Origin of the sequence: Bacillus sp. KS1, assembly GCF_020075515.1 — a bacterium.
GTDB classification, from domain to species: Bacteria; Bacillota; Bacilli; order Bacillales; family Bacillaceae; genus Bacillus; species Bacillus velezensis.
In genome coordinates this window covers 523,774-550,616 of the sequence record NZ_JACAWW010000015.1, presented here as the reverse complement: position 1 = coordinate 550,616, position 26,843 = coordinate 523,774, and the positions used below count along the sequence as shown (strand labels likewise).

Below are 26,843 nucleotides of genomic sequence, written 5' to 3'. Positions count from 1 at the left end.
GTCCCCTCCTTAACTCAATTGTTGTACATGTCTTGTTACTTTAGGCTGATAGCTTCGCAGTTTTTGCATCGCCGAGCCGTGATGTTCAGGGTATACTTCTATCATTTCTTCCGGTTTTTCCTCCGGCTCTTCCGCCTGTTTCATCATGACGAACTGATTCAACGGGCCGCCGAGCAATCGTTCAAGCGCCGCCATTGCTTCCGGCGCTTCAATTGATCCGACTCCCGCCTGTTTCATCCGTTCTTGATATTCGGCAGATGATACGATTCCGACACTGCCCCAGTAGCTCCAATTCATCACTGCCGCCGAATACGGCCGCGTTTTAGCCAAATGAGCGGCAAAGGCATCTTTGAAACTGCATCCGGCAGCATAATTGCTTTGTCCGGCCGCTCGTGCAAATGATTGAACAGATGAGAAGAACAAAGCAAAGTCCAGCGGCTCATTTCGGAACACGCGGGCTATATTCACACTGACATTGACTTTTGCAGCGAGCACGCTTTTAAAACGGCTTTCCGGCATATTTGCCAGGCTCTGATCCTCTAAAACAATTGCGGAATGGATGATTCCGTTAATTTGCGGGTGCGTGCGTTTGATCGTTTCATACGCCCGTGTGAGCTCATTCGGATTTGCCGCGTCAGCTTCAATATAAATCGGCGCCGGGCCGAATTGGCTGAGTCTGTCGATTTTTTCCTGGATGGCGCTGTTATGTTTTCGTCTGCCGATCCAAACGACTCGCGCCTGATATGTTTTCACGGCATATTCGCTCCATGCCTCGCCGATGCCCCCCGCGCCGCCGATGACGACATAAACGCCGCCTTTTTGGTAAGCGGGCCGGCTTGACACCGGCTGCTGTACAGGAATAAGGCGCTGTTTGTACCAGTGATTGTTCCGGTACGCCCATGTATTGCCTTGCTCATCAAACGGCGCTGAGAACAGCTCCGCCTTTGAAACATCTTCCGGACATCCGGCATCAATCAGCCTTGTTTGCCAGTTCGGATACTCTTTTGCGAGCGAGCCGACCAAACCGTGAATGCCTGCATGAGCCGGATCAATAATGTCCGCCGGCTGCACGGACTGTGTTTTTATTGTGACTGCAGTCAAGCTGATTCGCTTGCCTCCATATCCTAAAGCAAGCATTGCCTTGATCACTCTGTACATCTGGATGACGCCCGCATCTTGAGCTTCCACCATGTCATCAGCGCTGTGAAAAGGAGCGATCCATACGATATGCCCGAAAGACCCTGTTGCTTTCAGTTCGGCCGCAACAGCCTCTATTTCATCCTCCGGGTTGATATGAAGCCGTTTCGCAGAAGGATGATGCAATTGAAAAGCCGCGCTTTCCTCATCCCCCGCGATAAAGACAACCTCTTCCGCCTTATATGCCGGGCTTTGATCACGGAATTCCGCGAGATCCCACACCGGAGCCAGAAGGTTTGCTCCATTTAATGATGTTTCCGGCGCGGGGCCTTCCATCATTCTGGAAGAAATCCCTTTAATTCTGACACAGACCCGTCCTGTCTCATCGCATAAGTCAATGTCCATACGCTGTATTTTTTCATCCGTTCCCCGGGAGCTGACATACGCCCACATGCTTGTCGTGCACGGGCTGAAAATGTCCAGTTCTTCAAGGGCGAACGGCAGTGACAGCTGGTTATCATCTGCATGCAGCTTCAGTCCGATTGTCGCTTGCAAAGCTGAATCAAGCATACACGGGTGAAGAACGTATTGATCTGCCGTTTCTTCGAGGAAGGAAGGCAGCCGGAGCTCAGCTAATGCTTGATTGCTTCCGATATGAATCTGCTGAATTCCTTGTTGTCCTGGACCGTAGTCAATGCCGATTTTGCTGAATAAGCCGTAACACTGTTCAAAAGTCAGTATACTGAGGCCGCATTGAGCTTTCAGTGCGCCTATATCACGGTGCGGAGCCTCCCCGGCGCTGAGAATGCCGGCAGCCCCCTGACAGTGTATCTGCCTGCCGCTTGCTTCTGTTTGTGAGTCCGTGTAAATGTCATACACGATTTCACCGTCTTCCCTCGGAATCAGGCTGATTTGCGCTTCAATCGGGCGGGTTCCCGCTTCGATCGGCCGAACCCAAACGATGTTTTTCAGGCGGGTGACAGACGGATGTTCCTTTTGCCCTTTGACTGCCTGAGCAACCGCCGCCCTAGCCATTTCCAAGTAGGCAACGCCCGGCATAACCGGCTTGCCTTTAATAAGATGATCGGTGAAAATCGTCTCTTGTCCCGTAAATTCGGATCGGTACCGCTGCTCTGTTAAATCTGATACATTTTCGTGAAGCAGCGGGTGCAGTACCCGCGACGTCGGCACAGCTTGCGGTTTCTCTGCTTTCGGCCGGTTGTCCGTGATCCAGTACCGCTCTTTCGCAAACGGGTAAGCAGGAAGACTCATCCGTTGGGGCTTGATATCAGAATATAAGCCGTCCCACTTGATATCCGCGCCCTGCACCCATAATTCCGCAAGCTTGTCATTCTCTCGGCGGCTTATCAGCTCTTCGATATCCGCTTCGCCGTTTGCGCCTGCCAGAAAGGATTTCAGGGAGGTTTTACCCGCTTTTCCTTTATAAATGCCCGCTATATCATAACGTCCTTTCGCACAGCTCTTTAGCTTGTCACGCAGTTCTTCGGCCGAGGAAGCGATAATGGCCGCTCTTTCTTCCATCGCATCACGTCCCTGCTGAAGCGTGTAAGCAACATCGGCAAGATCCGCATCCGTAAAAGAAGCTTGCGCCAGCTGCTGCGCCTGTTCCTGCAGACGCTCTTCTTCTTTGGCCGACAGCACAAAGATTTGAGGGTGGGTGAAAACAGCTGTTTTTCTTTCTACCTTCGGGATATATTCTTCAATGACGACATGGGCGTTTACGCCGCCGATGCCGAAAGAACTGATTCCCGCACGGCGCGGCAGATGATTGCCGTTTTCGTCTTTCAATGCCGTCCATTCTCTTTTTTCCTGTACGATGTAAAACGGACTGTCTTTCAGCTTGATATACGGGTTGATGACCTCGCTGTGGAGGCTTTTTGCAAGTGTTTTATGCTTCATCTGCATCAGCACTTTGATCACACCCGCGACACCGGCTGCCAGTGACAGGTGGCCGATATTGGTTTTAGCCGATCCCAGACCGCAGTGACTCGCGTAAACGGCGGAATCGCCTGTTTTTTCGTACAGCTTTTGAAAGGCGGACTTCAGGCCGTTGATTTCGACCGGATCGCCAAGCTCCGTTCCGGTTCCGTGCGCTTCTATATAAGTGACGGTTCTCGGATCAATGCCTGCTTTGTCATAAGCCGTTCTGACGACTTCCGCCTGGGCTTTCGGGTTCGGTGTCGTCAAGGAGTTCGCGCGTCCGCCGTGGTTGACCGCGCTGCCTTTAATGACGCCGTAAATATGATCGCCCGCTTTTTCCGCTTCTGACAGCTTTTTCAAAAATAGAATTCCGGCACCTTCACTGACGGCAAATCCGTCCGCCCTGTCGGAGAATGTTTTACATTTCCCTTCTTTGCTCAGCGCCCCCGCTTTGTCATAAGCGATGTGGCCTTGCGGTGTGACGACGGTATTCACGCCGCCGGCGATCGCCATATCGCAGTTCCCGTTTTCAATGGCGCATACGGCGTGATGAATCGCGACCAGCGAGCTGGAACAAGCCGTGTCGATCGGTTCACTCGGCCCGTGCAGATTGAGCATATAGCTGACACGGTTCGGCCCCGCTGACGGACTCATATTTGCGGCTGACGCACCGCCGATATCAAGGTCGGAAAAGAGTGAGCCGTATCCGGTATTCCCCGTGCCGATATACAGGCCTGTTTTCGTGCCGGAAAGGCTTTTGGCGGAATATCCCGCATCTTCTATCGCTTTCCACGCATACATCATTAACAAGCGCTGCTGGGGATCCATCTGTTCGGCTTCCAGCGGTGAAATTCCGAAGAACAGCGGATCAAAATCCGCAACTCCGTCAATAAATCCGCCCCACTTTACATTTGTTTTGTTGGCTTCATTAAGCGGGTCACCGTAATACTCCCGCCAGTCCCAGCGATCCGCCGGCACCTCTGTTATACAGTCTTTTCCTTCTGCTAAGTTGCGCCAATACTCATCAATATTTGCGGCCTTCGGAAACACCCCGCTCATGCCGACAATGGCGATCGGTTCCGGTTTATGTTCAGCCGCCGTCTGAACAGGCTGTACGGCAGTTTTTGCAAATCGTTTGTTCCCTGCCAGTCTGATGCCGCCATCATCAGTTACGCCGCTTTGTTTTTCTTCTTTCGGCTGTGTGCTGCCGGCAAATTGTGTTTGATAGTCTTCTGCTAAATGATGCGCCAAGGCTTGAATCGTCGCATATTCAAAAAATACGGTCGGTGTCAGGTCAAGCTGATAAGTGTCATTCAGCTTGTTGGCGAATTCCGTCAGCGTAATGGAATCAAATCCGTATTGATTGAACTCCAATTCGATATCGATTTCTTCAATGTTTATTTTCAGAAGCCCGGAAACCTCTTTTGCCAGCAATTCCTGAAGTTTTGCCGTCAGGTCTTTCGGCGCAGGCGTTTCATCCGTTTTCTTAACCGGTGCAAAAGCGGCTGCAGGAGTCTTTTGAAGCAGCTTTTCCCGCATTACGGCGCGGTTTCCTTCCATGACGAGCACGCTTGTTTTCCCCGTGCTCCATGCTTTGTAAAGAGCTTCTATTCCGGTTTCAGTGCGCATCGGCGTTACGCCGGTTCTTTTTTCGGTGAGCTTCGCCATTTCTTCATTGACTTGCATTCCGCCGTCTTTCCAAAGCGGCCAATTGATTGACAATGTGTGACCGTGGCGGTACATTGCGGTAACCAGTGCGTTGCGGTATGCCGCATAGCTGTCCATAAATGCGTTTGCCGCCGCATAATCCGCCTGTCCCGCATTCCCGGTGACGCCGGAAATGGATGAGAAAACGATGAAAAAGTCCAGCGCTAAATGCTCGGTTGCTTCATCAAGGTTGACAAATCCGTCCGTTTTAGGGGCCAGTACACTGTAAAACTCTTCGGTTGTTTTCTTTGCGATATACTGATCTTTCATCACACCCGCGCTATGAATGATGCCGTGAAGACCGCCATATTCCGTTTCAATTGTTTTGACCAGGTCTGCCGCAGTTTGAGCGTTTGTTACGTCAGCCTGCTTGTATTCCGCTTTTGCTCCGAGTGATTCAAGCGATTGCAGCTGCATCCGCTGATTCTCGCTTAAAGCGGAACGGCCTGTCAAAACCAGTGTCGGCTCTTTGACTTTCCGGGCGATTTCTTTCGCGAAAATAAAGCCTAAGCCCCCGGCTCCTCCGGTAATGAGATAAATGCCTCCGTCGTTCCACGGAATGCGTATTTTGCCGCCGGACACGGCCGTTTCTTTGACATCTGCGCTGTATCGGATGCCGTTTTCATATTTGATATGGCTGTCATCAGCCCGTGTTTTATTTTCTCTGATGATGTCTGTGATTCTGCCGTTTTCCGCCGGTTCTATTTCAATCAGCTGGGTTTTCAGTTTTTTATGTTCCAGGCCGGCTGTTTTTAACAGAGCTGAAATGCCTGAGAGCAGCTGATGCTTATCTGTTTTAGAGAGAACCGTCTGGATAAGGACGTCTCCTTCCGTCTCTTCCTTCAGCAGTTTTTGCAGCGTCTCCAATATCCGTCCTGTATAATCACGGAAGCGCGCCGCCGCTTTCCCGTGCCGGGAGGTCATTTCAATACATTCAGCTCCCGCGGCTTCAACGGCTTGTTTTAATCCGGCGTCTGTATCACAAAGCAACACGATATGCCGAGCAAAAACCGGTTCCGTTTGAACGGCGGTTTCATCGCTTCGGGTCCATACCGGCTCAAGCATGAGCGTTTCCGGAGCTTTTTCTTTTTTCTCAGGTTCTTTTTCAGCCGTTCTGAATGACAAACCTTTCAGCCTTACGCACACCTTGCCGTTTTCATCACAAATATCAAGATCGCGTTTTTCAATCTGGCCGGCTTTGTGGTCTTCAGAAAGTCTGGCGTAAACCCACATCTCGGCAGCGCATGCGCTGAATACTTCGAGCTCCTGAACCGCAAACGGAAGCATCAGTTTTTCATCATTTGTTCCGGTTAATATGCTTGATGCCTGCAATGCAGAGTCCATTAAGCCCGGATGCATGACATACTCCTGTACCGTGTCCGCACAAGCCGCATCAAGTGACAGTCTGCCCAATACGAAATCATCGCCTGTATAAATCGCTTTGACACCCCGGAAAGCCGGGCCGTAATCAAAACCGATTTTGCGGTACATATCGTATACTTCATCTGCAGAAAACGGTGTCTCGGCGGATTGTGATCTCAGCTTTTGCAGATCAATGACCGGAGCCTCGGCGTCAGGGCGGACTGATACTGCCCCTTGGCTGAAAACGGACGGCTGATCTGTTTCCCGGCCGCTGTAAATGTCGAATTGAACGTCATTTGCCGTTTCAGGAATGAGACGGATGTTGACATGAACCGGCTCGTCTTCAATGGTGATCGGCCGCACCCAAACCGTATTCTTAAGCTTGACGCTTCCTTGTCCGGCCGGAACTTCAGATGCCTGTTCCATTGCTGCGCGCGCCATTTCAAGATGTGCCACCCCCGGTAAAATCGGCACGCCTTTTACAACATGGTCCGCAAGGTAAAATTCTTCTCCTGTATAGGTAGAGCTGAACCGCTGTTCTGCAAGGTTTGAAGTATTTCTGTGCAGAAGCGGATGAAGCGCGTCTTGTTTTCCGGCAGACACAGTGCTTGTTTTTTCGTGTTTTCCGGTGCTTTTTGCCGCCCAATAGCGGTCTTTTGCAAAAGGATACGACGGCAGGCTCATACGTTTAGGCGGCCGGTCTCCATACAGCTTCGCCCAATCGACGTTCAGCCCTTTGACCCATAATTCAAGCAGCTTCGCGTATTTGCCGCGTGCCATCCATTTTTCAACGGCTTCTTGAATTTCTTCATCTTCCGTCAGCATTTGCAGGGTGCCTTTGTCTATTCTTCCTCTGTACAAATCCGCGTGCTTATCTCCAGTGATAAACTGTGACAGTTTTTCCTGCAGTTCTTCTGCGGATCCGGCAATAACCGCCAGGCGTTCTTCCATGGCGTCCCTTCCGATTTGGAGGGTATATGCCATAGAAACGAGGCTGGATTGATCGTACCGTTTTTCAGTAAGCGCACGTTTCAGCTGTTTTGCCTGCTCTTTCAGGCGTTTTTCATTTTTGGCGGACAGAACGAAAAGACATGGATCGATATGAGAATCATCTGCTTCCTCTCTGTCTTCTGGGATGTATTCTTCGATGACGACGTGGGCATTTACGCCGCCGATGCCGAATGAGCTGATGCCCGCGCGGCGAGGCTGTTCGTTTCCGCGTTCGTCCGTCCGCGTCTTCCATTCCATCGTCTCCCGCACCAGATAAAACGGGCTGTCTTCAAGCTGAATGTACGGATTTACCGTCTCACAGTGGAGACTTTTTACTAATGTCCGATGCTTCATCTGCAGCAAAATTTTAATAATGCCCGATGCTCCCGCGGCAAGGGATAAATGGCCGATATTCGTTTTGACCGACCCTAAGCCGCAATAGCCGGCCGCTTTCTCTTTTCCGTCTGCAAACGAGCTGAACGCTTGTTTCAGGCCGTTAATTTCAACCGGATCTCCCAGTTCTGTTCCGGTGCCGTGGGCTTCGATATAAGAGACTGTTTTCGGATCAATGCCCGCTTTTTTGTATGCGGCTTTAATGACTTCCGCCTGTTGTTTCGGGTTAGGCGTTGTTAAAGATGCCGCGCGGCCGCCGTGATTCACCGCGCTTCCTTTAATAACGCCGTAAATATGGTCCCCATCAGCCTCAGCGGCTTTCAGCTTTTTGAGGAAAAAGAGCCCTGCCCCTTCACCATGGGCAAAACCGTCAGCCTGATCGGAGAACGTTTTACATCTTCCTTCTTTACTCAGCGCGCCTGCTTTGTCAAAACTGATATACACATCCGGAAGAACAATCGTATTGATTCCTCCCGCTAAAGCCATGTCGCACGTCCCTTCTTCAATTGAAGAAACGGCATGGTGTATGGCAACGAGCGAGCTTGAGCAGGCGGTATCAATCGGCTCGCTCGGCCCGTGCAGATTGAGCGTATAGCTGACACGGTTCGGTCCGACAGACGGACTTGTATTCGCCGCGGATGACCCTTCAATCTCCGCATCGGCATTGGCTAAAAGAGAACCGTAGCCGGTATTTCCGGTCCCGATAAACACACCTGTTTTTGTGCCTGAGAGACTCTTTGACGCATATCCGGCATCTTCAATCGCTTTCCACGCGTGCGTCAGCAAGAGGCGCTGCTGAGGGTCCATTTGCTCCGCTTCCCGGGGTGAAATCCCGAAAAACAATGGATCAAATTCAGCAATTCCGTCAATAAACCCGCCTTGGTTGACGTTTGTTTTATTAGCTTCTTTTGCGGGATCCCCGTAATAGTCCCGCCAGTCCCAGCGGTCTTTCGGAATCTCGGTCATGCAGTCTTTGCCTTCTTTCAGGTTCTGCCAGAAAGCTTCAATGTCTTCTGCCATCGGGAAAATCCCGCTGATGCCTACGATTGCGATCGGTTCCGGCCCTTGGTCCCGCTGCACTGTCTGCGGAAGTGCCTCAGGCAGAGTGCGGCGTCGCTTAACGGCCGGGCGCGTGATTTGAGTCTCTTTTACCGGTCTTGCCGATTGAACCGTTTTTGTATTTACCGCAAACCGTCCGGCAAATTCCTTTTCGTATTCACTGATTAAATGAACGGCAAATTCATGGATTGTCGGATGATCAAAGAAAATCGTCGGCGTTAACGTAAGCCGGTACGTTTTGTTTAACTGGTTCGTAAACTCAGTCATCGAGATAGAATCCAGCCCGTATTTTGTCATTTCTTCATGAGGATCAATTTTGTCAATGTTTACTTTTAAAAGTGAGGCCGTCTGCTGTTTTAACAAATGCTTCACTTTTTCAAGCAGGCTGTCAGTATCAATGTCATGACGTACGCCGGTCTCTGCTTCCGGATGATCATTCTCTTTGCGGAACAGTTTTGCTTTCATGTGTTTCACATCTCCTTCAAGAACCGTCATCCGGGCTGTCCCGCTCATCAAGCCTTGATATAAAGCCTTGATGCCGGCATCTGTGCCGAGCGGTGCGATTCCCGCCTCCTGCATCAGCATATCTTCCGTCTGCTTTCCTGCCTGCATTCCGCCTTCTTTCCATAACGACCAGCTGACAGAAAGCGTCTTTCCGTATCTTTGTCCTGCGGCTTGTAAAGAACGGCGGTACTCGGCATACATCTCCATAAAGACATTTGCAGACGCATAATCAGCCTGGCCGACGCTTCCAAGCACACCTGATAAGGATGAAAAGACAATAAAGACATCTAATTTCTCATGTTGTGACGCTTCATCAAGATACACAAGGCCCTTCACTTTCGGAGCGAGAACGTGTTGGAATTCCTCTGCCGTCTTCTTCACCATGTAGTTGTCTTTTATAATGCCGGCACTGTGAACAATCCCGTCCAGCCTGCCGTGCCGTTTGCGTATATTGCGGATCAATCGGTATACTTCTGCTTCGTCCGTGACATCGGTCTGCTCGTAGAAAACAGAAGCGCCGGCAGCACGTACTGTTTCCAGCATGTCTTTCTGCTTTTCTCTGAGAGCGGACCGGCCGGTTAGTAAGATGACGGCGTCTTTTGTACGGTTTGCGATCTCTTTTGCAAAGATCAGACCTAAACCTCCGGCACCTCCTGTAATGAGATAAACGCCTTCGTCTTTCCACGGAATGTCCGGCTCCGCTTGAGAAATATCCATCTCTTCCCAATCAGCGGCAAAGCGCTTGCCGTTTTCATATTTCACATGGACGCTTTTTGCATGCATACGGTTTTCGGACGCTTTTTCCGCTATGCCTTCAGCACTTTCTTTCTCCTCGGCTTCGATCATTTGACAGATCAGCTTGGATTGTTCAAGGCATGCGGTTTTGAAGAGGCCGGTAATGCCTGAGAACACCTGCTGTAAGCCTGCTGACCGCGTAACAGCTTGAAATAGAACGCGGCCCTTCGGCTTGCTTTTCATTATGGTTTTGATATGGTCAAACAGCTGGCCCGCATAAGAATGATACCGCTCTGCAATAGATGCGGGACGATCGTCCAAGATAATGACGCTTGCATGTTCAAGCTTTTCTTCGACAGCTTGTTTTACGGCTTCATCGTACTCACAAAGGAAAATGATATGCTCTTCATACGTTGGCTCGTGGTCCGCCGGTTCCGGCTGCTCTTTCCAGATCGGTTCAGCGAGCAATGTGTCCGTACGGCTGACGGAAACGCCGGCACCCGCGTTTTCTTCCATGATCCGCGTTGAGAAACCTCTCATCCGCACACAAAGCCCGCCGTTATTGTCATATAGATCAATATCGGCTTTTTGGATAGGATCGCCGGCTTTATTGTTCGCGCTGAATGTGACGTGCACCCACATATCATCAGCGCACGGATTCAGAACGTCCAGCTCCTCTAAAGCAAACGGCAATGCGGCTTTGAATGGTTCCCCGCTTTTTGCAAGCAGCGCTCTCGTCACGTTTTGCAAATATTCGGCGGCCTGAAGCGCACCGTCCATCATACTCGGATGAAGGATATAATCAGCTTTTGTATGAGAGACGGATTCAGGAAGCTTCAATTTAGCAAGCAGCCGGTCTTCGCCTTTGTATACAAGCTGCACCCCTTTGTATCCGGGCCCGTAATCAGCACCGATCATTCCTTTGTAAAACGCTTGAGATTCGATTGTTCCCTGCGTGCACCGGCGCTTCAGCTGCATAATATCCGCCGCTTCCCCCGGTTCCTTCCGGATGATTTCAGCGATGCCCTGATTATAAAGAGGAGCTTCTTCACCGATAGAATCGTTACCCCCGTACATTCTGTATTGAATCTGTCCGTCCTCTTCTTCATACAGTCCGATATGGACACGGACAGCCTCCTGATCGACTATCACCGGGCGGACCCATACAATATTCTTTAAGCGCAGGCCCAGAGAATCCTCTGTTGCCCCGCCGATGCTTTTCTCCGCCGCGGCCCGTGCCATCTCAAGGGTAACGGCAGCCGGCACGATCGCCATTCCTTTAATGATATGCTCGGCAATAAAATACTCTTTTCCCGTAAATTCCGAACTGAACCGCTGCTCCTGCAAGACGGATGTATTCTGATGTACCAGCGGATGCAAAAGCTTGGTATCCGTTTGCTTCACCGTTTCTTCCGGCCAGAAGCGCTCCTCTGCGAACGGGTAGGTCGGCGCACTGATTCTTTGCGGCGCGGAATCCTGATACAATAAGCCCCAATCGACACGCGCTCCTTCAACCCAGAGTGCCGCCAGTGCTTTCAGCTTTTCATCCGGTGTCTGACATGCCGCAAGCTCTTCCATCTCCTGAGCTGACACTTCTCTGCTTCTCACTTTTTCGCCCCGTAAGATGTTTTGGTCATTGCCGTTGATGAAATCCTGCAGCTGACGCTTCAAATCGTGACGATCATGACTGATAAAAACGGCTCTCTCTTCCATCGCTTCACGTCCGGTCTGATACGTAAATGCCAGATCATGCAAGGAAACATCGTTTTCGGCTTCATCCAGAAAGCCGGATAAACAGGATGCATAGGCAGTAAGACGCTGCTTATTTCTCGCTGACAGCGGAACGATATAAGGCGGCTGTCCGTCATTTGATCCGCTGATCGTTTTGTTTTCATACTGTTCAAAAATGGCGTGTGCGTTTGTTCCTCCGAGTCCGAATGAGCTTAACGCTGCGCGGTACGGCGTCTCTCTCTCCGGAAGCGGTTTTCTCTTATCCGCCACATAAAACGGCGAACCGCTGAATTTGATATTCGGATTCGGTGACGTGTAATTAATGGTAGGCGCCAGCTCCCGATGATATAAACTCATGGCGACTTTGATGCACCCAGCCAGACCTGCTGCTGTATCCAAATGTCCGATATTCGTTTTTACGGAGCCGATCCCGCAATACTGCTCCCGGTCCGTGTAACGTTTATACACTTGCTGCAGCGCGGACATTTCAATCGGATCACCCAATGTCGTTCCAGTGCCGTGCGCTTCGATATAGGAAATCGTCTCCGGGTGAATATTCGTGCTGTCTAAAACATGCTGGATGACGTCAGTCTGACCTTTTACACTTGGTGCGTAAAAACCGACTTTATCCGCTCCGTCATTGTTCAGACCGATGCCTCTGAGCATGGCGTATATGTGATCTCCGTCCTGAACGGCTTGTGACGCCTTTTTCAGCAGAATGACGGCCGCTCCTTCTCCGCCCGCCATACCGTCGGCTGAAGCATCAAATGCCTTGACATGCCCGTCGCTTGAAAAATTCAATCCGTTTTGGTGCACATAGCCGATGCCGGTCGCTGCATGCAGAGTTGCTCCGCCGACGAGCGCGTATTCCGATTCTCCGCTCGTTATGCTTTTGTAGGCTGAATAAAGACCGACTAATGATGATGAGCAATTGGAATGAACGAAATAGCTTGGCCCTTTTAATCCGAGCTTATGGGAAACCATCGTAGGAATCGTACCGCTCTGCGCTAACACCCATGACACATAGCCGTCGGGAGATTCATGGCCTTCTGTCGTTTTTTCCGGCAAAAGCGACCGATACGAATTATTGCTTGCCGACATATATACGCTTGTCTTCGGAATCTCTTTCGATACATATCCCGCGTCCTCGACGGCTTTCCAAGAATGAAGCAGCAGAAGCCGAAGCTGAGGATCCATAAATTCTGCGTCTTTCGGAGAAATGTGAAAGAACTCAGGGTCAAAGAGATCTTTTCCTTCTATCGTCGATAATGCCGGCACATAGTCGGGATTATCGATCAAATCTTCAGGCACGCCGGATTCCCGAAGTTCTTCTTCCGAGTAGAACCGGACGCTTTCCTTTCCTTCTCTTAACTGCTTCCAAAACTCATGATGATTTTTCGCGCCGGGGAACTGGCAGGAAATCCCCACTATCGCCACACTGTCATCAAAGTAAGACGGCACCCCGTTTTGCGGTATGTGTTCTCTTTCTCTCTCATCTTGGCCGGGCGCCTCTGATTCAGCCGCCTGTTTTGTTTCAACAATAAATCGGCTGATCGCCTGAATGGTAGAGTGTTCGAATAAATCCGTGACGGTAAAATCGCATTCCAGCTCCTGTTTAATGCGTTCTGCTGCCGCAACAGCCAGAAGCGAGTCGCCTCCCACATCGAAAAAGCCGTCTTCGATTTTGATGCCCGCCGTATTCAGCAGGTCTTCCCATATTGCGGTCACTTTCGCTTCCGCTTCTGATAACGGCAGTCTGCCCGTCTTTTCAGACCGGTGAACGATTACCTTGCGCTGTTTTAGGTCTTTGCGGTTCACTTTTCCGCTCGATGTTAACGGCAGCGCATCCAGACGGATAAAATGGGCGGGCGCCATATAATCCGGCAGGCTTGATAAAAGATGGTTGCGGAGCGCTTTTTCGTCTGCCGTATGACCGGAGCGGGCCGTATAATAAGCAATCAGCTTTTTATGACCATTCTTTTCCTGAACCACAACCGCCTGGTCAAGGATATCCGGATGTTCGCTCAATTTCGTTTCAATCGCTCCCAATTCGATGCGGAAGCCGCGAATTTTCACCTGACTGTCAATCCGGCCGGCATATTCTATATTTCCATCTGGCAGCCATCTGGCCAAATCACCTGTCTTGTAAAGTTTTTCTCCTTCACTAAACGGATTATCAATAAATGATGCCGCCGTCAGCTCAGGCTGATTGTAATAGCCTCTGGCCAGACCGGCGCCGGCCACGCAAAGCTCCCCGGCCACACCGTCAGGGACGGGGCTGAGCTTTTCATCGACGATATAAAGCCGCGTATTGTGAATCGGTTTCCCGATCGGCGTATTCCTGCTTGTGATTTCCTTTTGGCCGCAGCTGTAGTAAGCGGCATAAATGGATGTTTCCGTCGGGCCGTATATGTTTTCAATTCTGGCATGTTTGAAGATGGAAACTGACTTTTTGACTAAATCTTTCGGAAACGCCTCTCCGGCCACCATCACATACTTCACAGGGCCGGCTTCTGTAAATGCCGTATGCCGCTTTACCGTTTCCAGAAATACATTAAACACGGCGGGCGCAAAATTCAGATGCGTGACCTGGTGGGTTTGGATGTATTCCATGCAAAGCTGCGGATTTTTTTCTGCACCAGGCGGCAAAATGACTAGCCGTCCGTTTCCGATAAACCAGCCGAATAATTCAGAAATCGAAACGTCAAATACGTAATTCGTTTTTAACAGATAGGCATCCTCTTGTGCGACCGGATACTCAGCTTCCAAAAACTGCAGCGTATTCATGATGGCCCTGTGCTCAACCATGACGCCTTTCGGTTTTCCCGTGCTTCCGGACGTATATAGAATATAAGCGAGATGATCCGGTTTTGAACGCGGCGTCAGTTTTGCCCCGCTGACAGAACGTCCGCTGTTTTCAATTTCCACCGTGCTCACACCGCCGATGGCCAACTGTTCAATCATGCCGCGCGTCTTTTCCTGCGTTAATACGATTGACACGCCGCTGTCAGTCAACACGTGGGCCATCCGTTCATTTGGAAAAGCCGGGTCCAGCGGCACATACGCGCCTCCCGCTTTTAAAATGGCGAGGATGCCGATGACCATCTCAAAAGAACGCTCCGTACAAATGCCGACCGGGCATTCCGGTGTGACACCCTTTTCTTGCAGGTACACAGCGAGCGCCGTGCTTCGTTCATCTAATTCGCGATATGTAAGACTGTTTTCACCGAATGTGACGGCTTCTCTGTCAGGGTGGCGTCCGGCTTTTTCCGCAAACACTTCATGAATGCAGCGCTCATTCGGCTGATGGGATGAACGGCTTTCATCCCGTTTTTGATTGAGCAGGCCGGAACAGGCTTCAAAAGCGATCTCCGGATCAGAAAGCACCTTTTCCGCCAGTTTCATATAATGCTCCGCAAGCCGTTCGATGAAAGAAGGACTGTAGACATCCGGGTTGTACAGAAATTGCAGGACGGTTCCCGTTTCTTTTTTATAGACTTCAAGCGCAAGCTCAAATTCGCCTTCCTGATGAATGTCTTCTATCATTTCAATGCCGAGTGATTGATATAGTTCCGCCAGCTTTTCCGCTCCTTCCGTCCGGAAGAAGTTTTGATAGAAAAACGCTGTTTGAAAAACAGGCGACACCGCAGGCGAGCGTTCCGTCTTCAATTCTTTTACAAGCGCGGGAAACGGATATGCGGCATGGTCCAGCCCTTCTGCCAGTGTCAGCTGCAGCTCCTTCAAAAACGACGTAAAAGATTTGGCGCCCGTCTCCCTGCTTCTGACCGCGATCATATTAATAAAGTATCCGATGACAGACTCAAATTGAGCCTCAGAACGCCCCATCGTCGGCATGCCGACGATGACATCTTCCTGATTCGTATATTGATAGAGCAGTCCTTTGAAAATAGCAAGATACACAACGGATTCATTGACGTTATTTTTTTGGGCGCAAACTTTAATCTGCCGGTTCAGTTCATCAGGAAGCAAGCGCTGATACGCCTGCCCCCTGCAAGTTTGAACCGATGATCTCGGGTAATCCGACGGAAGCTCAAGCACCGGCAACGGTCCTTCCAGCTGCTTTTTCCAATAAGAGAGATGCGTTTTTCCCGCTGCGCTTTCCAGCAGCTCTTTTTCCCATTTCACAAAGTCATGATAATCTGCGGACTGCTGAAGCATGACAGGTTCTTTGCCTTCACTTGCTTTTACATAAGCGTCCAGCAGCGCCGACATAAACGTCATAAGAGAGACGCCGTCAAAAATGATATGGTGAATGGTGATTAACACAATCGGCTCCCGCTTCGCCTGCCGGAATACTTGAACACGCAGGAGCGGCCCGGTTTCAAGCGAGAACGGTTCTTTTGCTTTTTCTTTAATAAACGTAAGCGCATCACGCCCGCTTAAGTCAGAAAGATCCATTTCTTCAATCGGAAAATGCCGATCCGTATCTTCTATCTGATACGGAAGGCCGTTTTCCTCTTTTATCACACTGGTCAAAATAGGGTGCTGGCGCTGCACGGACAAAAGAGCGTTTTTGAATGTCTCGATATCCAGCTTTTGAAAACGAAAGCATAACGGAATGTTATATGCGCTCATCTCCGGAAACATTTTCTGAAGCATCCACAAACCTTTCTGGCCTTCAGAAAGCGGACGTTTTGCAGTTGTCCGCTTAGAAGCCTGAAGCTTTTGTTCTACTTCAGCGATGGTGAGCGTTCCTGATCTGTAGGCATCGAGAAGTTCTTTATGATTCATAGGTCTTACTCCCTTCTATGATGTCTTGCACTCTTTTAAAATCTAATGTCCCCTCAGAGACCTGTTTCATCATGGCGATGATCTCCTGATCCGTATACTCCTTGTTATCCGGAGCGGCGGCTTCTGTTTCGGTTTCTTCCGTTCGGTAAAACGTTTCGATCGTTTCTTTATGTTCTGTCAGGTAATAGCTCATGACGTCTCCGAGCGTGGCATAGCTGTAAAATAACGCCGGAGTGACTTCAATGCCGTAATGACTCGTCAAAAGAGCGGCAAATTTGGCTAAATAGATGGAATCAAATCCGAATTCCGCCCAGTTTTTATGCAGGACGAGTTTATCTTTGGATATTTTCAGCAGACTGTGTATCTGCTCTTTCAAATCCGCTTCGAGCCGTTTTTCCGTGCTTTCTTCCGGGATGCGGCGGCTCACGGTTTCCAAAAGCGCATCCGGTTTTGATGAATCGTCCCGCCGTATGCCTAAAAATCGTTCGGCACGGCTTCTTTCGCCGGCAATGACAAGGCACTGGGTGTTGTCTTGAGAAATGATGCGCTCAAAAAGCTCAATGCCTTCATCTGTTTCTAACAGGCGCTGGCCGCTTGATTTCAGGTACATGCCCGTCGTCTCTTCACCGCCGACGGCCATTCCGCCGTTTTTCCAGACCGGCCAGTTTATGACAAAAGCGTTTCCGCTTTCTGATTGTTCGTTTTTATAGTGGGCATACGCCATTTGGAACCTGTTCGCGACCGCGTAATCACAGCAGCCGAAATCCCCTAAAACAGCCGATGTGGATGAAAAGTAGCAGATAAAATCCGGCGTTTCGTTTTTCAGCCACTCGTCAAGAAGCAGGCTTCCATTTATTTTCGGTTCAAGCGTACTGCGGAAATTCCCGATTTCATTTTCAAAGACGGATGTTCTGCTTTCGATGCCCGCCGCATGAATGACGCCGTGAATGGCTCCGAATCGTTCTTTCGCGCGCTTGATGCAGTCGCCCATTCCGATCGGATCACAAACATCGGCTTCGGCGTAAAGAACACCCGCGCCGAGATTTTCCAGGTCTTTCATTTTTTCTTTCTTTTCTTCATTGATCGGCGACCGCCCCGTGAGAATGACATTTGCCTGGTAGTTCCGGGCGAGATGCCGGGCAAATAAGTAGCCGAGCCCTCCAAATCCGCCTGTAATGAGATATGTTCCGCCGGTTCTGATCCTGCTGTTTTCTTTCGTTAGTCCGGTTGGTTCGGTGTGATAGACATATCGTTTTCCCTCTTCCAAGAAAACGGTATGGTCTGTTTCAGCTGTCAGCTCGTCCCAAATGGTTCTCATCCAGTCCGTTATGGCCGCACCGGCTTTTCTGAAGTGGCCGATAACACTTGTTTTCGGGAGAACAATGCCGAGCGAACGCTCAAAGCCGATCCATGATTCCAAGTAGCACTTTTCCAGACCGGATGCATATTCCCCCGCCAATAACAGCCTTCCCGGCTGCAGACCGGTCTCAGCCATTGCTTTGAGAATATGAACGATACATGAATAATCTTCGATGCAGCTTTTATCTTCAAGCGCCCATAAGTACAAAATGGCAGAAGCTTCACCGTACTCTGTTTGAATATCCGCAAAAGCGTTCACATATGATTGCGGATCTTCCCGCACCACTTGGCAGCGTCCGTCGGACAGAGCCTCATACCGGTCTCCCTGAGCGATAAAAATAACGTCAATGTCATTTTCATACGATTTGATCACAGAGATGGCTTCCTGCTGCTTCTTCTGATCAGATAAGAAAGAAATCATTGTTTTGATTTTCTTTTCTCCGGCAGCCGGCAGAACCTGTTCTTTAAGAACTTCTCTAAAAGCCATCACTTCAAACTGTTCCGCCGGATCATTTTCATCAGCCGGCGACTTAACGGGCGCTGCCTTGCTTTGTACAGGCTGCTGATGCCAGAAGCGTTCTTTCGCAAACGGATAAGCGGGCAGGCTGATGCGGGCCGGAGGACGGTCTCCGTATAATTTCGCCCAATCGATGTCCAATCCTTTTACCCAAAGCTTAAGCAGCTTAGAATATTTCCGTTTGCTGATCCAAGCGTCTATGATTGTTTCCATATCATCATCCGCCGAAAATACGGCAAGCATCCGTTTGTTTTCTTCCGTGCCGTCACGGTGCAGTCCGGCGCTGTTTTGTCCGGCGATAAATCCATTCAGTTTTTCCTCAAGTTCATGAAGTGAATGGACGATAAAACCGAGACGCTCTTCCATCGGCACCCGGCCCGTCTGGAGAGTAAAGGCTATGCTCATTAGATCGCTGCCGCTGTATCTTTTTTCACGGATGGCGTCTCTGAGCTGTTTTGCTTTTTCAGTGAGCCGTTCGCTGTTTTTCGCGGACAGGACGATGATGGCGGGCTGATCTGCCGGCGTCTCATCAGGCTCTTTATCTGCCGTATATTCTTCTATAACGAGGTGGGCGTTTGCTCCTCCCGCGCCGAAGCTGCTTAACCCCGCCCTTCTCGGAAGCTCTCTGCCGCCGATGACGGGACGTTTCCACTCACCGAGCTCCTGCTGAACGGCAAACGGCGTATACGCGAAATCAATATTCGGATTCAGCTGTTCCGCGTGCAGGGACGGCGCAATTTGGCGGTCTTTGAGCTGGAATAGTATTTTTGTCAGACCCGCAATTCCCGCGGCGCTTTCACAATGGCCGATATTTGATTTTGCGGAGCCGATGGCGCAAAACTGTTTGTCTGTTGTATCCTCTTCAAATGCTTTCGTTAATCCGGCGATTTCAATCGGGTCTCCTAATGCGGTGCCCGTACCGTGGGCTTCAATATAACTGACGGTGCGCGCCGGGACGTTTGCCCTTTGGAAAGCTTCTTTTATTAAGGCGGCCTGCGCATTCGGATTCGGAACGGTGTATCCGTTCGTTTTGCCTCCGCTGTTAATGGTGCTTCCTTTAATCACACCGTAAATGTGATCGTTATCGGCAATCGCTCGCTCTAACGGCTTTAACACGACCGCGCCTACCCCTTCTCCGTCTACAAAACCATCCGCGCGGTCTCCGAACGATTTGCACGTGTCGCCTGCGGAAAGCATGTTCATGACTGACAGATTCATATAATGGATCGGGTCGGTCACTATGTTTACGCCACCGGCAATCGCGCATTCGCTTGAACCGCTGTATATGCTCTCAAGCGCCAGATGAATGGCCGTCAAAGAAGAAGAGCAGGCTGTATCAACGGCAATGCTCGGCCCTTGGAAATCAAAAAGGTAAGATACCCTGTTGGCAATGGACCAATAGCCGTAGCCTGTCGGGTAGTTTTTGTTCATCGCGCCGGCAAAAACACCGATTTTTCTGCTTTGGCACAGGTTGTCAGGCGTATAGCCGGCATCCTCGATACTCGCATACGCCGTTTCTAAAAATAATCGCTCCTGCGGGTCCATTCGCTCTGCTTCCAAAGGAGAAATCTGAAAGAACAGCGGATCAAACTTGTCCATATCCTCAATGAAGCCGCCCCATTTCGTATAAATAGAGCCTTCTTTACCTTTCTCTTCATCGTAGTAATCCTGCCAGTTCCAGCGTTCCCACGGGATTTCTTCTATGCAGTTTTTTCCTTTTTTAATATTAGCCCAAAGCTCAGCCGCTGTTTTTGCCTGCGGGTAGCGTCCTGAAACACCGATGATGGCCACGTCGCGAACTGAACTTTGCCGGACGGTCTCTTTGGCTGCCCGTTTTTCCCTCCGCCGCCAGTCAGTGCGAAGCGGCTTAGCCGGCTGTACAGCCTGCGGTTCTGGTGATGCCTTCCGTTCTTCCTGAACAGGCGTTTGTCCCGTCAGTTTGATCATTGCGTCTTTTTTCGTTTTGATTAAGTGAGCGACGAGCGCCTCAATCGTCTGATATTCAAAAAATAAAGTGCTGCTGACTTGGTCCAATACATTTCGTAACGCGTTTGTCAGCTGTACGACGACGATAGAATCAATTCCGTATTTTTCAAGCGGCGCTTTCGGATCAATTTGAGCCGGCGGAATTTTTAATGTTTCTCCGATTAACGTTTTCAAGTACTCGGTGCTTTTTTCTATTAAAGACGTGTCGCCTTTTTGCACCGTTGTTTGCCCCTGAAGTTCCGGCGCATGTGATGCTTTTGGCGGAGCGGTCCGTTTTCCGGCCTTTGCTTGAAGCGTTTTTTGGCGAACAATGCCGTTGCTTTTTGCCGCTATAATCTGATGGCTTAATTCATGTGCCGCTTCTGCCGGGAAGAAGACAGAATGCCAGCCTTCACTTTCTAACACGCGCTTCCAGCTTTCCGGATACAAGCCCGGGCACCCCGGAATACGAAGGGCAGAATCTTCATGCAGCCACCAGCCTTCAAGCAGTCCGAAAGTAATATGCGGGAACAGGCTGTTTCCCGCCATTTCATTTAAGAGCAGCAAACCGTTGTCTTTTAAAACGGCTTTGGCGTTTCTCAGCGTCTGGCGGATGTCTTTCGTCGCGTGGAGCACATTGGCCGCAACGACGATGTCGTATGCGCCCGGCTCTATATCCTGGCCGGCAAGCGGCGCTTCTGCGTTAAAAAGCTTATACGTCAGATAAGGATTCCGTTTGCCGTATTCCGTCTCCGCATGCACGAGAAAAGCTTTTGATACATCGGTGTAACAGTATTCTTTTATATGGTTTTGATACGGCCTAAGCTTTTCAAATATGCCTGCGCTTGTGCCGCCTGTGCCCGCTCCGATTTCCAGTATGCGGATCTCGGCTTTTGAATGTTTGCTGATGTTTTCTTTCACATAAGCCGTTAATGTATCTGACAGGGCGCTGTTAAAGTAATCCGCGACTTGATTGCGCTTATAAATTCCTTCAACAAGTTCCATTGAAGAATGCGGGAACATGATGTCTGTCGCCGGCACGTCTTCGCGCAGAATGCCCGGCAGTGCTTTAAGCATCGTCTCGGCTAAAACAGTCATCGCTTTTGTATCGGCGTTATTGAGCCATTCCGCCTTTTCCCGCTCCCATTTTTGCCATAGCGCGGCGGTTGTGTTTTCGGCGCGTGCCGACAGTGTAAATGAATCCGCATTCCCTTCCAGATAGCCATGTTCCAGAAGGAAGGCGATCGTTTGCTTGAGCCATTTTTTAAAGTATTCATGCTCGGGCTCATACACTTTAAGGCTTTGCGGCGTCAGCAAGTCCGCTTCTTTAAGCTGGGCGATCAACAGCTGATACAGAAAATCATCGAGCTCCTGATGTTCAGCCTCTCTTACAAGACGTGCGCCGGGCGGAGCGACCTTCGGCTTTTGTGAAAAGACAATCGGCTGAGGCGGATAAACAGAGATTTTTTCTGTTTCACTCATCCCTTCGACTGCGACCGGTTTGGTCGTATGAATGAAGGCCGCCTGGTCAATCGGCAGCGTCATAAGAGTTTCAAGCGCCTCCATCGCAGCGTCCGGTTCGATCAATCCCAATCCGATCTGATCCATCAGCTGAATAAAGTCGCCGTCTTCAGCCGCTTCGCTGTTGCCCCAATAGCCCCAATTCATCACTTTGACCGGACAATTCCATGTCTGATCAAGTTCTTTCGCAAATGCGTCACTGAAAGCGCATCCTGCGGCATAATGGCTTTGTTTCACGTTATGAATAAATGCCACAAGCGAGGAGAAGAAGAGCGCAAAGTCAAGCGGCTCCCGTCCAAATACCTCCGCCATGGACACACTTACATCGGCTTTTGCCCGCAGCACCGATTTGAACTCTTCTGTCTTCATATTATTTAAGCTTTGCTCAGACAGATCCATTGCCGAGTGGATGATTCCGTTCATTTTTGTGTGGCGCTCTTTTATGAACTGATAAGCCCTCTCTAAGGAAGCACTGTCAGCGGCATCGGCGGAAACATATTCAGGCGCCGGGCCGAATGCGCTGAGCCGGTCGAGTTTCGCCTGTATGGAATCATTCAGTGTGCTTCTTCCGATCCAAATGATGCGTGCTTTGTAGCGGCGGATCATATATTCACTCCATGCCTCACCGAGATACCCGGCGCCTCCGATCACGGCATAAACCCCGCCTGTTTGGTACAGCGTGCCGTTTTTCGGCATATTGTCAAGCGGTATCAGCTGCCGCTCAAACAGCTGCTGATTGCGGTACGCCCAAATTTGACCGTTTTTCCCGGCAGAAAGACTGAGCGCCTCTTCGATCGGCCAGCTGCCGTCCGTTTCTGTGTCAATCATGCGGATATGCCAATGCGGATATTCTTTCGCCATTGTTCCGGCAAGTCCGCTGACTGCGGCTTGTGACGGGTCGGCGCTGCCTTGATCCGAAAACGGCTGGGCATTTGCCGTGACGATGCACCAGTCCAAACGTTTTTCTCCGTACCCTAAGGCAAGTAATGCTTTCATCAGCTTGAACACATGAAGAACGTTCCTATCCTGTTCCTTGAGGCTGTCAGCACTCTCAGCCTGCGGAGCAAGCCAAATGATTTGCTCCAGTTCTTTTTGTCCTTCAAGCACGTGCGTAAGAGATGTGATATCATCCGTACCTCTGATCGGATAATAGGAAGCGTTCGGCAGATGTTCTTTTATGCGCGTATGTCTCGAATCCGTACCGCCGAATACTGCCGTCTGCTTATCCACCGCTGCTTCCCCGGCTTTTTCAAGCCCAACAGGCTCCCAAGCCGGAATCAGCATCGTATGGCCGACAGGCGCCTCCGTGGTTTCTCCGCCCGCTGTTTGGCTTGTGTCAAGCGCCCGGACGGACGCGCCTTTCATCCTGACATAAACCGTACCGGCATCATCGCACATATCAATGTCAAATTTTCTTACGTTGTCATCTGCTTTGCTGCCTTCTGTGTACCGGATATATGACCAGATATGTTCAGGGCACGGGCCGAACACTTCCACTTCCTGCATCGCAAACGGCAAAGAAAGCTCGTGGCTGTCTGCATCGTCATGTATCGAGCGGACAAGCAGCCCGACGGAGGCATGAAAAGCGGCGTCCATCATACTCGGGTGAAGCGTATACTGTTCTTTTTTGTCATGTACGGCTGCTGGGAGTGAAATACGGGCCAATAATCGGTCTTCTCCGATCAGCAATTGCTGTACGCCCCTGTATGCCTCTCCGTAATCCAGACCGATCTTCTCAAAAGCACCGTAACATTCTTCCGCAGTCACGATTCCTAAATTGCAGGAAGTTTTGACAGACTCGATATCAATCTGGGCGCTTCCCGGTTCGGTAATGACCGCTTCACCCTGGCTGTGAATAACCGGATCTTCGCCGTTTTCTGCCTCACTGTATATTTCATAGGTAATCTCACCATCATCTTCCGGATAAAGGGCAATATGTATTTCCTTCGGTTTGTCTTCAACCATGACCGGCCGGACCCAAACGACCTGTCTGAGTGTGACGCTGTGGTCTTTTTCCGTCACGGCAGCGGCCTTTTTGACCGCCTCTGCGGCCATTTCCAAATAGGCGACGCCCGGCAGTATTTTTTGTCCGTTGACGACATGGTCAGATAGGAAAAATTCATCTCCCGTAAAAAGAGACGTGAAGCGCTGCTGCGAAAAATCTGACGTATTTTCTTGTAAAAGCGGGTGCAGCACTGTGCCTGAAAGGCTTTTCTCCTGTTTTTTCTGCTGCGGAATCCAATAACGTTCTTTTGCAAACGGATAAGTCGGAACGCTTGTTTTACGCGGTTTATCCGAACCGTACAGCTTATTCCAATCTACTGTTTTCCCTTCTGCCCATAACGCCGCAAGCCGTTTCGGATCGTCCGTCTCAGGAGCGGCTTCGCTCAGTTCCGGCAGCTCAGCTTGTCCGCGCCAAAAACCGGAGATGTTTTCGTTTCCTTTTACAAAATCATTCAGCTTTTCTTTCAAGTCGCGAGTGTCATTTACAAGGAAGACAGCTCTCTCCTCCATTGCTTCACGTCCTGTCTGAAGTGTATAAGCCAGTTCAGACAGCACCGTCTTTTCTGAAAGCGATCGGGCTAGTTTTTCCGCATAGGCCAGAAGCCTGTCTTTATTTCTTGCTGACAGCGGGATGAGTTTTGCTGCATCGTTCTCAGGTGCAGGAGCTTTTTGTTCAGGCTGAATGTATTCTTCTAAAATGATATGGGCGTTCGAACCTGATGCACCGAAGGAACTGAGTCCGGCCCGGCGCGGATAATGTGTGACTTTTCCGTTTTCTTCGGCTGCCGGCTGCTTCCACGGAGCAGTCTGCTGCTGCACGTAAAAAGGAGATCCCTCAAATTTCAGGTAAGGATTTAATTCCGCAGAATGCAGTGATTTGACAAGCGTTTTGTGATGAAGCTGCAGCGCTGCTTTTGTTAACCCGCTGATCCCCGCCGCTGATTCTGCGTGACCGATATTTGATTTGACCGAACCGATGGAACAAAATTGCTGATCCTGCGTCCCTTGGCTGAACGCTTTTGACAGACCTTCAATTTCAATCGGGTCTCCTAACGAAGTACCCGTGCCATGGGCTTCCACATAACTGACGGTCCGCGGGCTGATACCTGCTTTTTTCAGACAGGCCTTAATGACTTCTGCCTGTGCAGCAGGACTCGGGACGGTAATTCCGCTTACTTTCCCGACGTGGTTAACGGCGCTTCCTTTAATGACCGCGTAAATGCGGTCGCCGTCTTGTTCGGCTTTTTCCAGCGGCTTGAGCAAGACCGCACCGACTCCTTCTCCGGAAACGTAGCCGTCCCCGCCCTCGCCGAATGTACGGCAGCGGCCGTCACTTGAGTGCATGCCCACGCTTCCGTAGCTGAGATATTTCGCCGGGTGCATCGACAAGTTCACCCCTCCCGCAAGCGCGGCTTCACATTCGCCGCCGCGGATGCTTTCAATGGCCAGATGGACGGCGGTCAATGATGAGGAACAAACGGTATCCACCGCGATGCTCGGCCCGTGGAAGTCACAATAATAGGACACTCTGTTGGCGATCTGCGCATAATTCAGTGAAACCGGAAAAGGATCAGACTCAGATAATTGTTCTGCGCCGATTAAGGAATAATCTTTATGCATCACCCCTGCAAATACGCCGATCGGATGCTGTTTCTCCCCTTTATTCCCCAGCGTTTCAGGTGTATACCCCGCATCTTCAATCGTTTCCCAGCATGTTTCTAAAAACAGGCGCTCCTGCGGGTCCATCATTTCCGCCTCACGCGGTGAGATTCTGAAAAACTGCGGATCGAAGCAGTCGGCATCGTCAATGAAACCGCCCCATTTTGATACTGTTTTTCCAGACGGGGACGTTACGTTTTGATATGTTTTCCAATCCCAGCGGGACTTCGGTACTTCAGTGATGCAATCCGCGCCTGCCTTCAGGTTATCCCAAAACTCCGCCACACTTTTCGCTTTCGGATAGCGGCCGGCCATTCCGATAATCGCGATGTCTCCGGTGTTTTTATGATGTTCTGGCGCGTCCGGTGCTTCAGCTTCAGACCGTGATGGTTCGGCTGCACGTTCCACCGCACATTCAAATGAAACGGTCTTTTTCAAAAAGGCTGCGAGTTCTTTTATATTTGTATATTCAAAGAGAAGAGTGGGCGCGAGGTCCGCACCCGTCTTTTTACTGATATCTTGTACAATCTCAAGCAAAGAAGATGAATCCAGCCCAAGCTCATAGTAGCCGGCTAGAACGTCCAGCGTCTCCCAGGGCTGACCAAGCTTATCAGCCAAAAGCTTCTTTAAAAACAGAATGATGTCTTTTTCATCTGCGCTTTCCGGCTCAGCTGCAGCCTGTTGATTCTGTTCGGCTGTATTCGCGTCTTCTTTGAGCCGAACCGCTTTTCCCGTAATGTTTTTAAGCTCCGCCACCTTTTGTCCGGATCGGCTGAAGTACTCGATTGTCATCGTTGTGAGTTCTTTTTCCTGACGGACGCCGGAAGCGGCGATACGCGCCGTGCACTCAGATTGCAGCCTGTCGGCGGCCGTGAACGATTCATAATATAAAGGCAGATGAAGCCGGTTTGTTTCAGAAAGCAAACCGCTCGCCCCGATTCCGCTCGCATCCAAAAGGGCCGGATGGAATAAAAAGAAATCTTTTCCTTCTTCGCAAGAAAGCTCAGCCAGCATGCCGCCTTCTGTTTCGTACAATCGTCCGTTCGATTTCATCATGCCGGAATGAACCAAGTCATGATCCAGGCAGCGGTTATACATGTCATCAAGATTCAGAGATCTGCCTGACTGCTTTACATCGCCGAAATCAATGGTTTCGTCAAATGTGACAGCGTCTCTTTTCACCATTTCAGCCGTCGCATATTGTATATTGTCTGACAGCTCGTCACCTTGCTGTTTCTGCCCTGAAAGGGAGATGAGCCACTTTCCATCTCCGCTATCAGAACATTGAATGGTCAGAATGATTGCAGCCGTTTCACTGACGGTTAAAGGCTGATAAATCGTAACGTGCTTCAATTCGAGCTCATTGTATACATAACCGTGTTCCTGAAAAACCTGATAAATCAAATCGATATAAGCAAGACCGGGCAATACCGCTTCACCAAAGACCCTATGGCCCTTCATGATGGGATGATCCAGTGAGATATTGATTTTTTCCGATATCATTCCT

2 protein-coding genes are annotated in these 26,843 nt (G+C 50.2%); both read right to left on the bottom strand.

What is annotated here, in order from left to right:
- Positions 1-9 precede the first annotated feature (9 nt).
- Positions 10-16,311, bottom strand: a complete 16,302-nt coding sequence (locus tag HWY38_RS09770) for a non-ribosomal peptide synthetase (protein WP_224181724.1) — start codon at positions 16,309-16,311, stop codon at positions 10-12.
- Positions 16,301-26,839: an SDR family NAD(P)-dependent oxidoreductase gene (locus HWY38_RS09765; RefSeq protein ID WP_224181723.1), complete on the bottom strand. Its 10,539-nt coding sequence runs from the start codon at positions 26,837-26,839 to the stop codon at positions 16,301-16,303. The genes HWY38_RS09770 and HWY38_RS09765 overlap by 11 nt, the downstream gene beginning before the upstream one ends.
- Positions 26,840-26,843 lie beyond the last annotated feature (4 nt).

Excerpts from the sequence above, each read along its gene's own strand:
- HWY38_RS09770 (WP_224181724.1), bottom strand. The coding sequence starts at position 16,311 with ATGAATCATAAAGAACTTCTCGATGCCTACAGATCAGGAACGCTCACC.
- HWY38_RS09765 (WP_224181723.1), bottom strand. The coding sequence starts at position 26,839 with ATGATATCGGAAAAAATCAATATCTCACTGGATCATCCCATCATGAAG.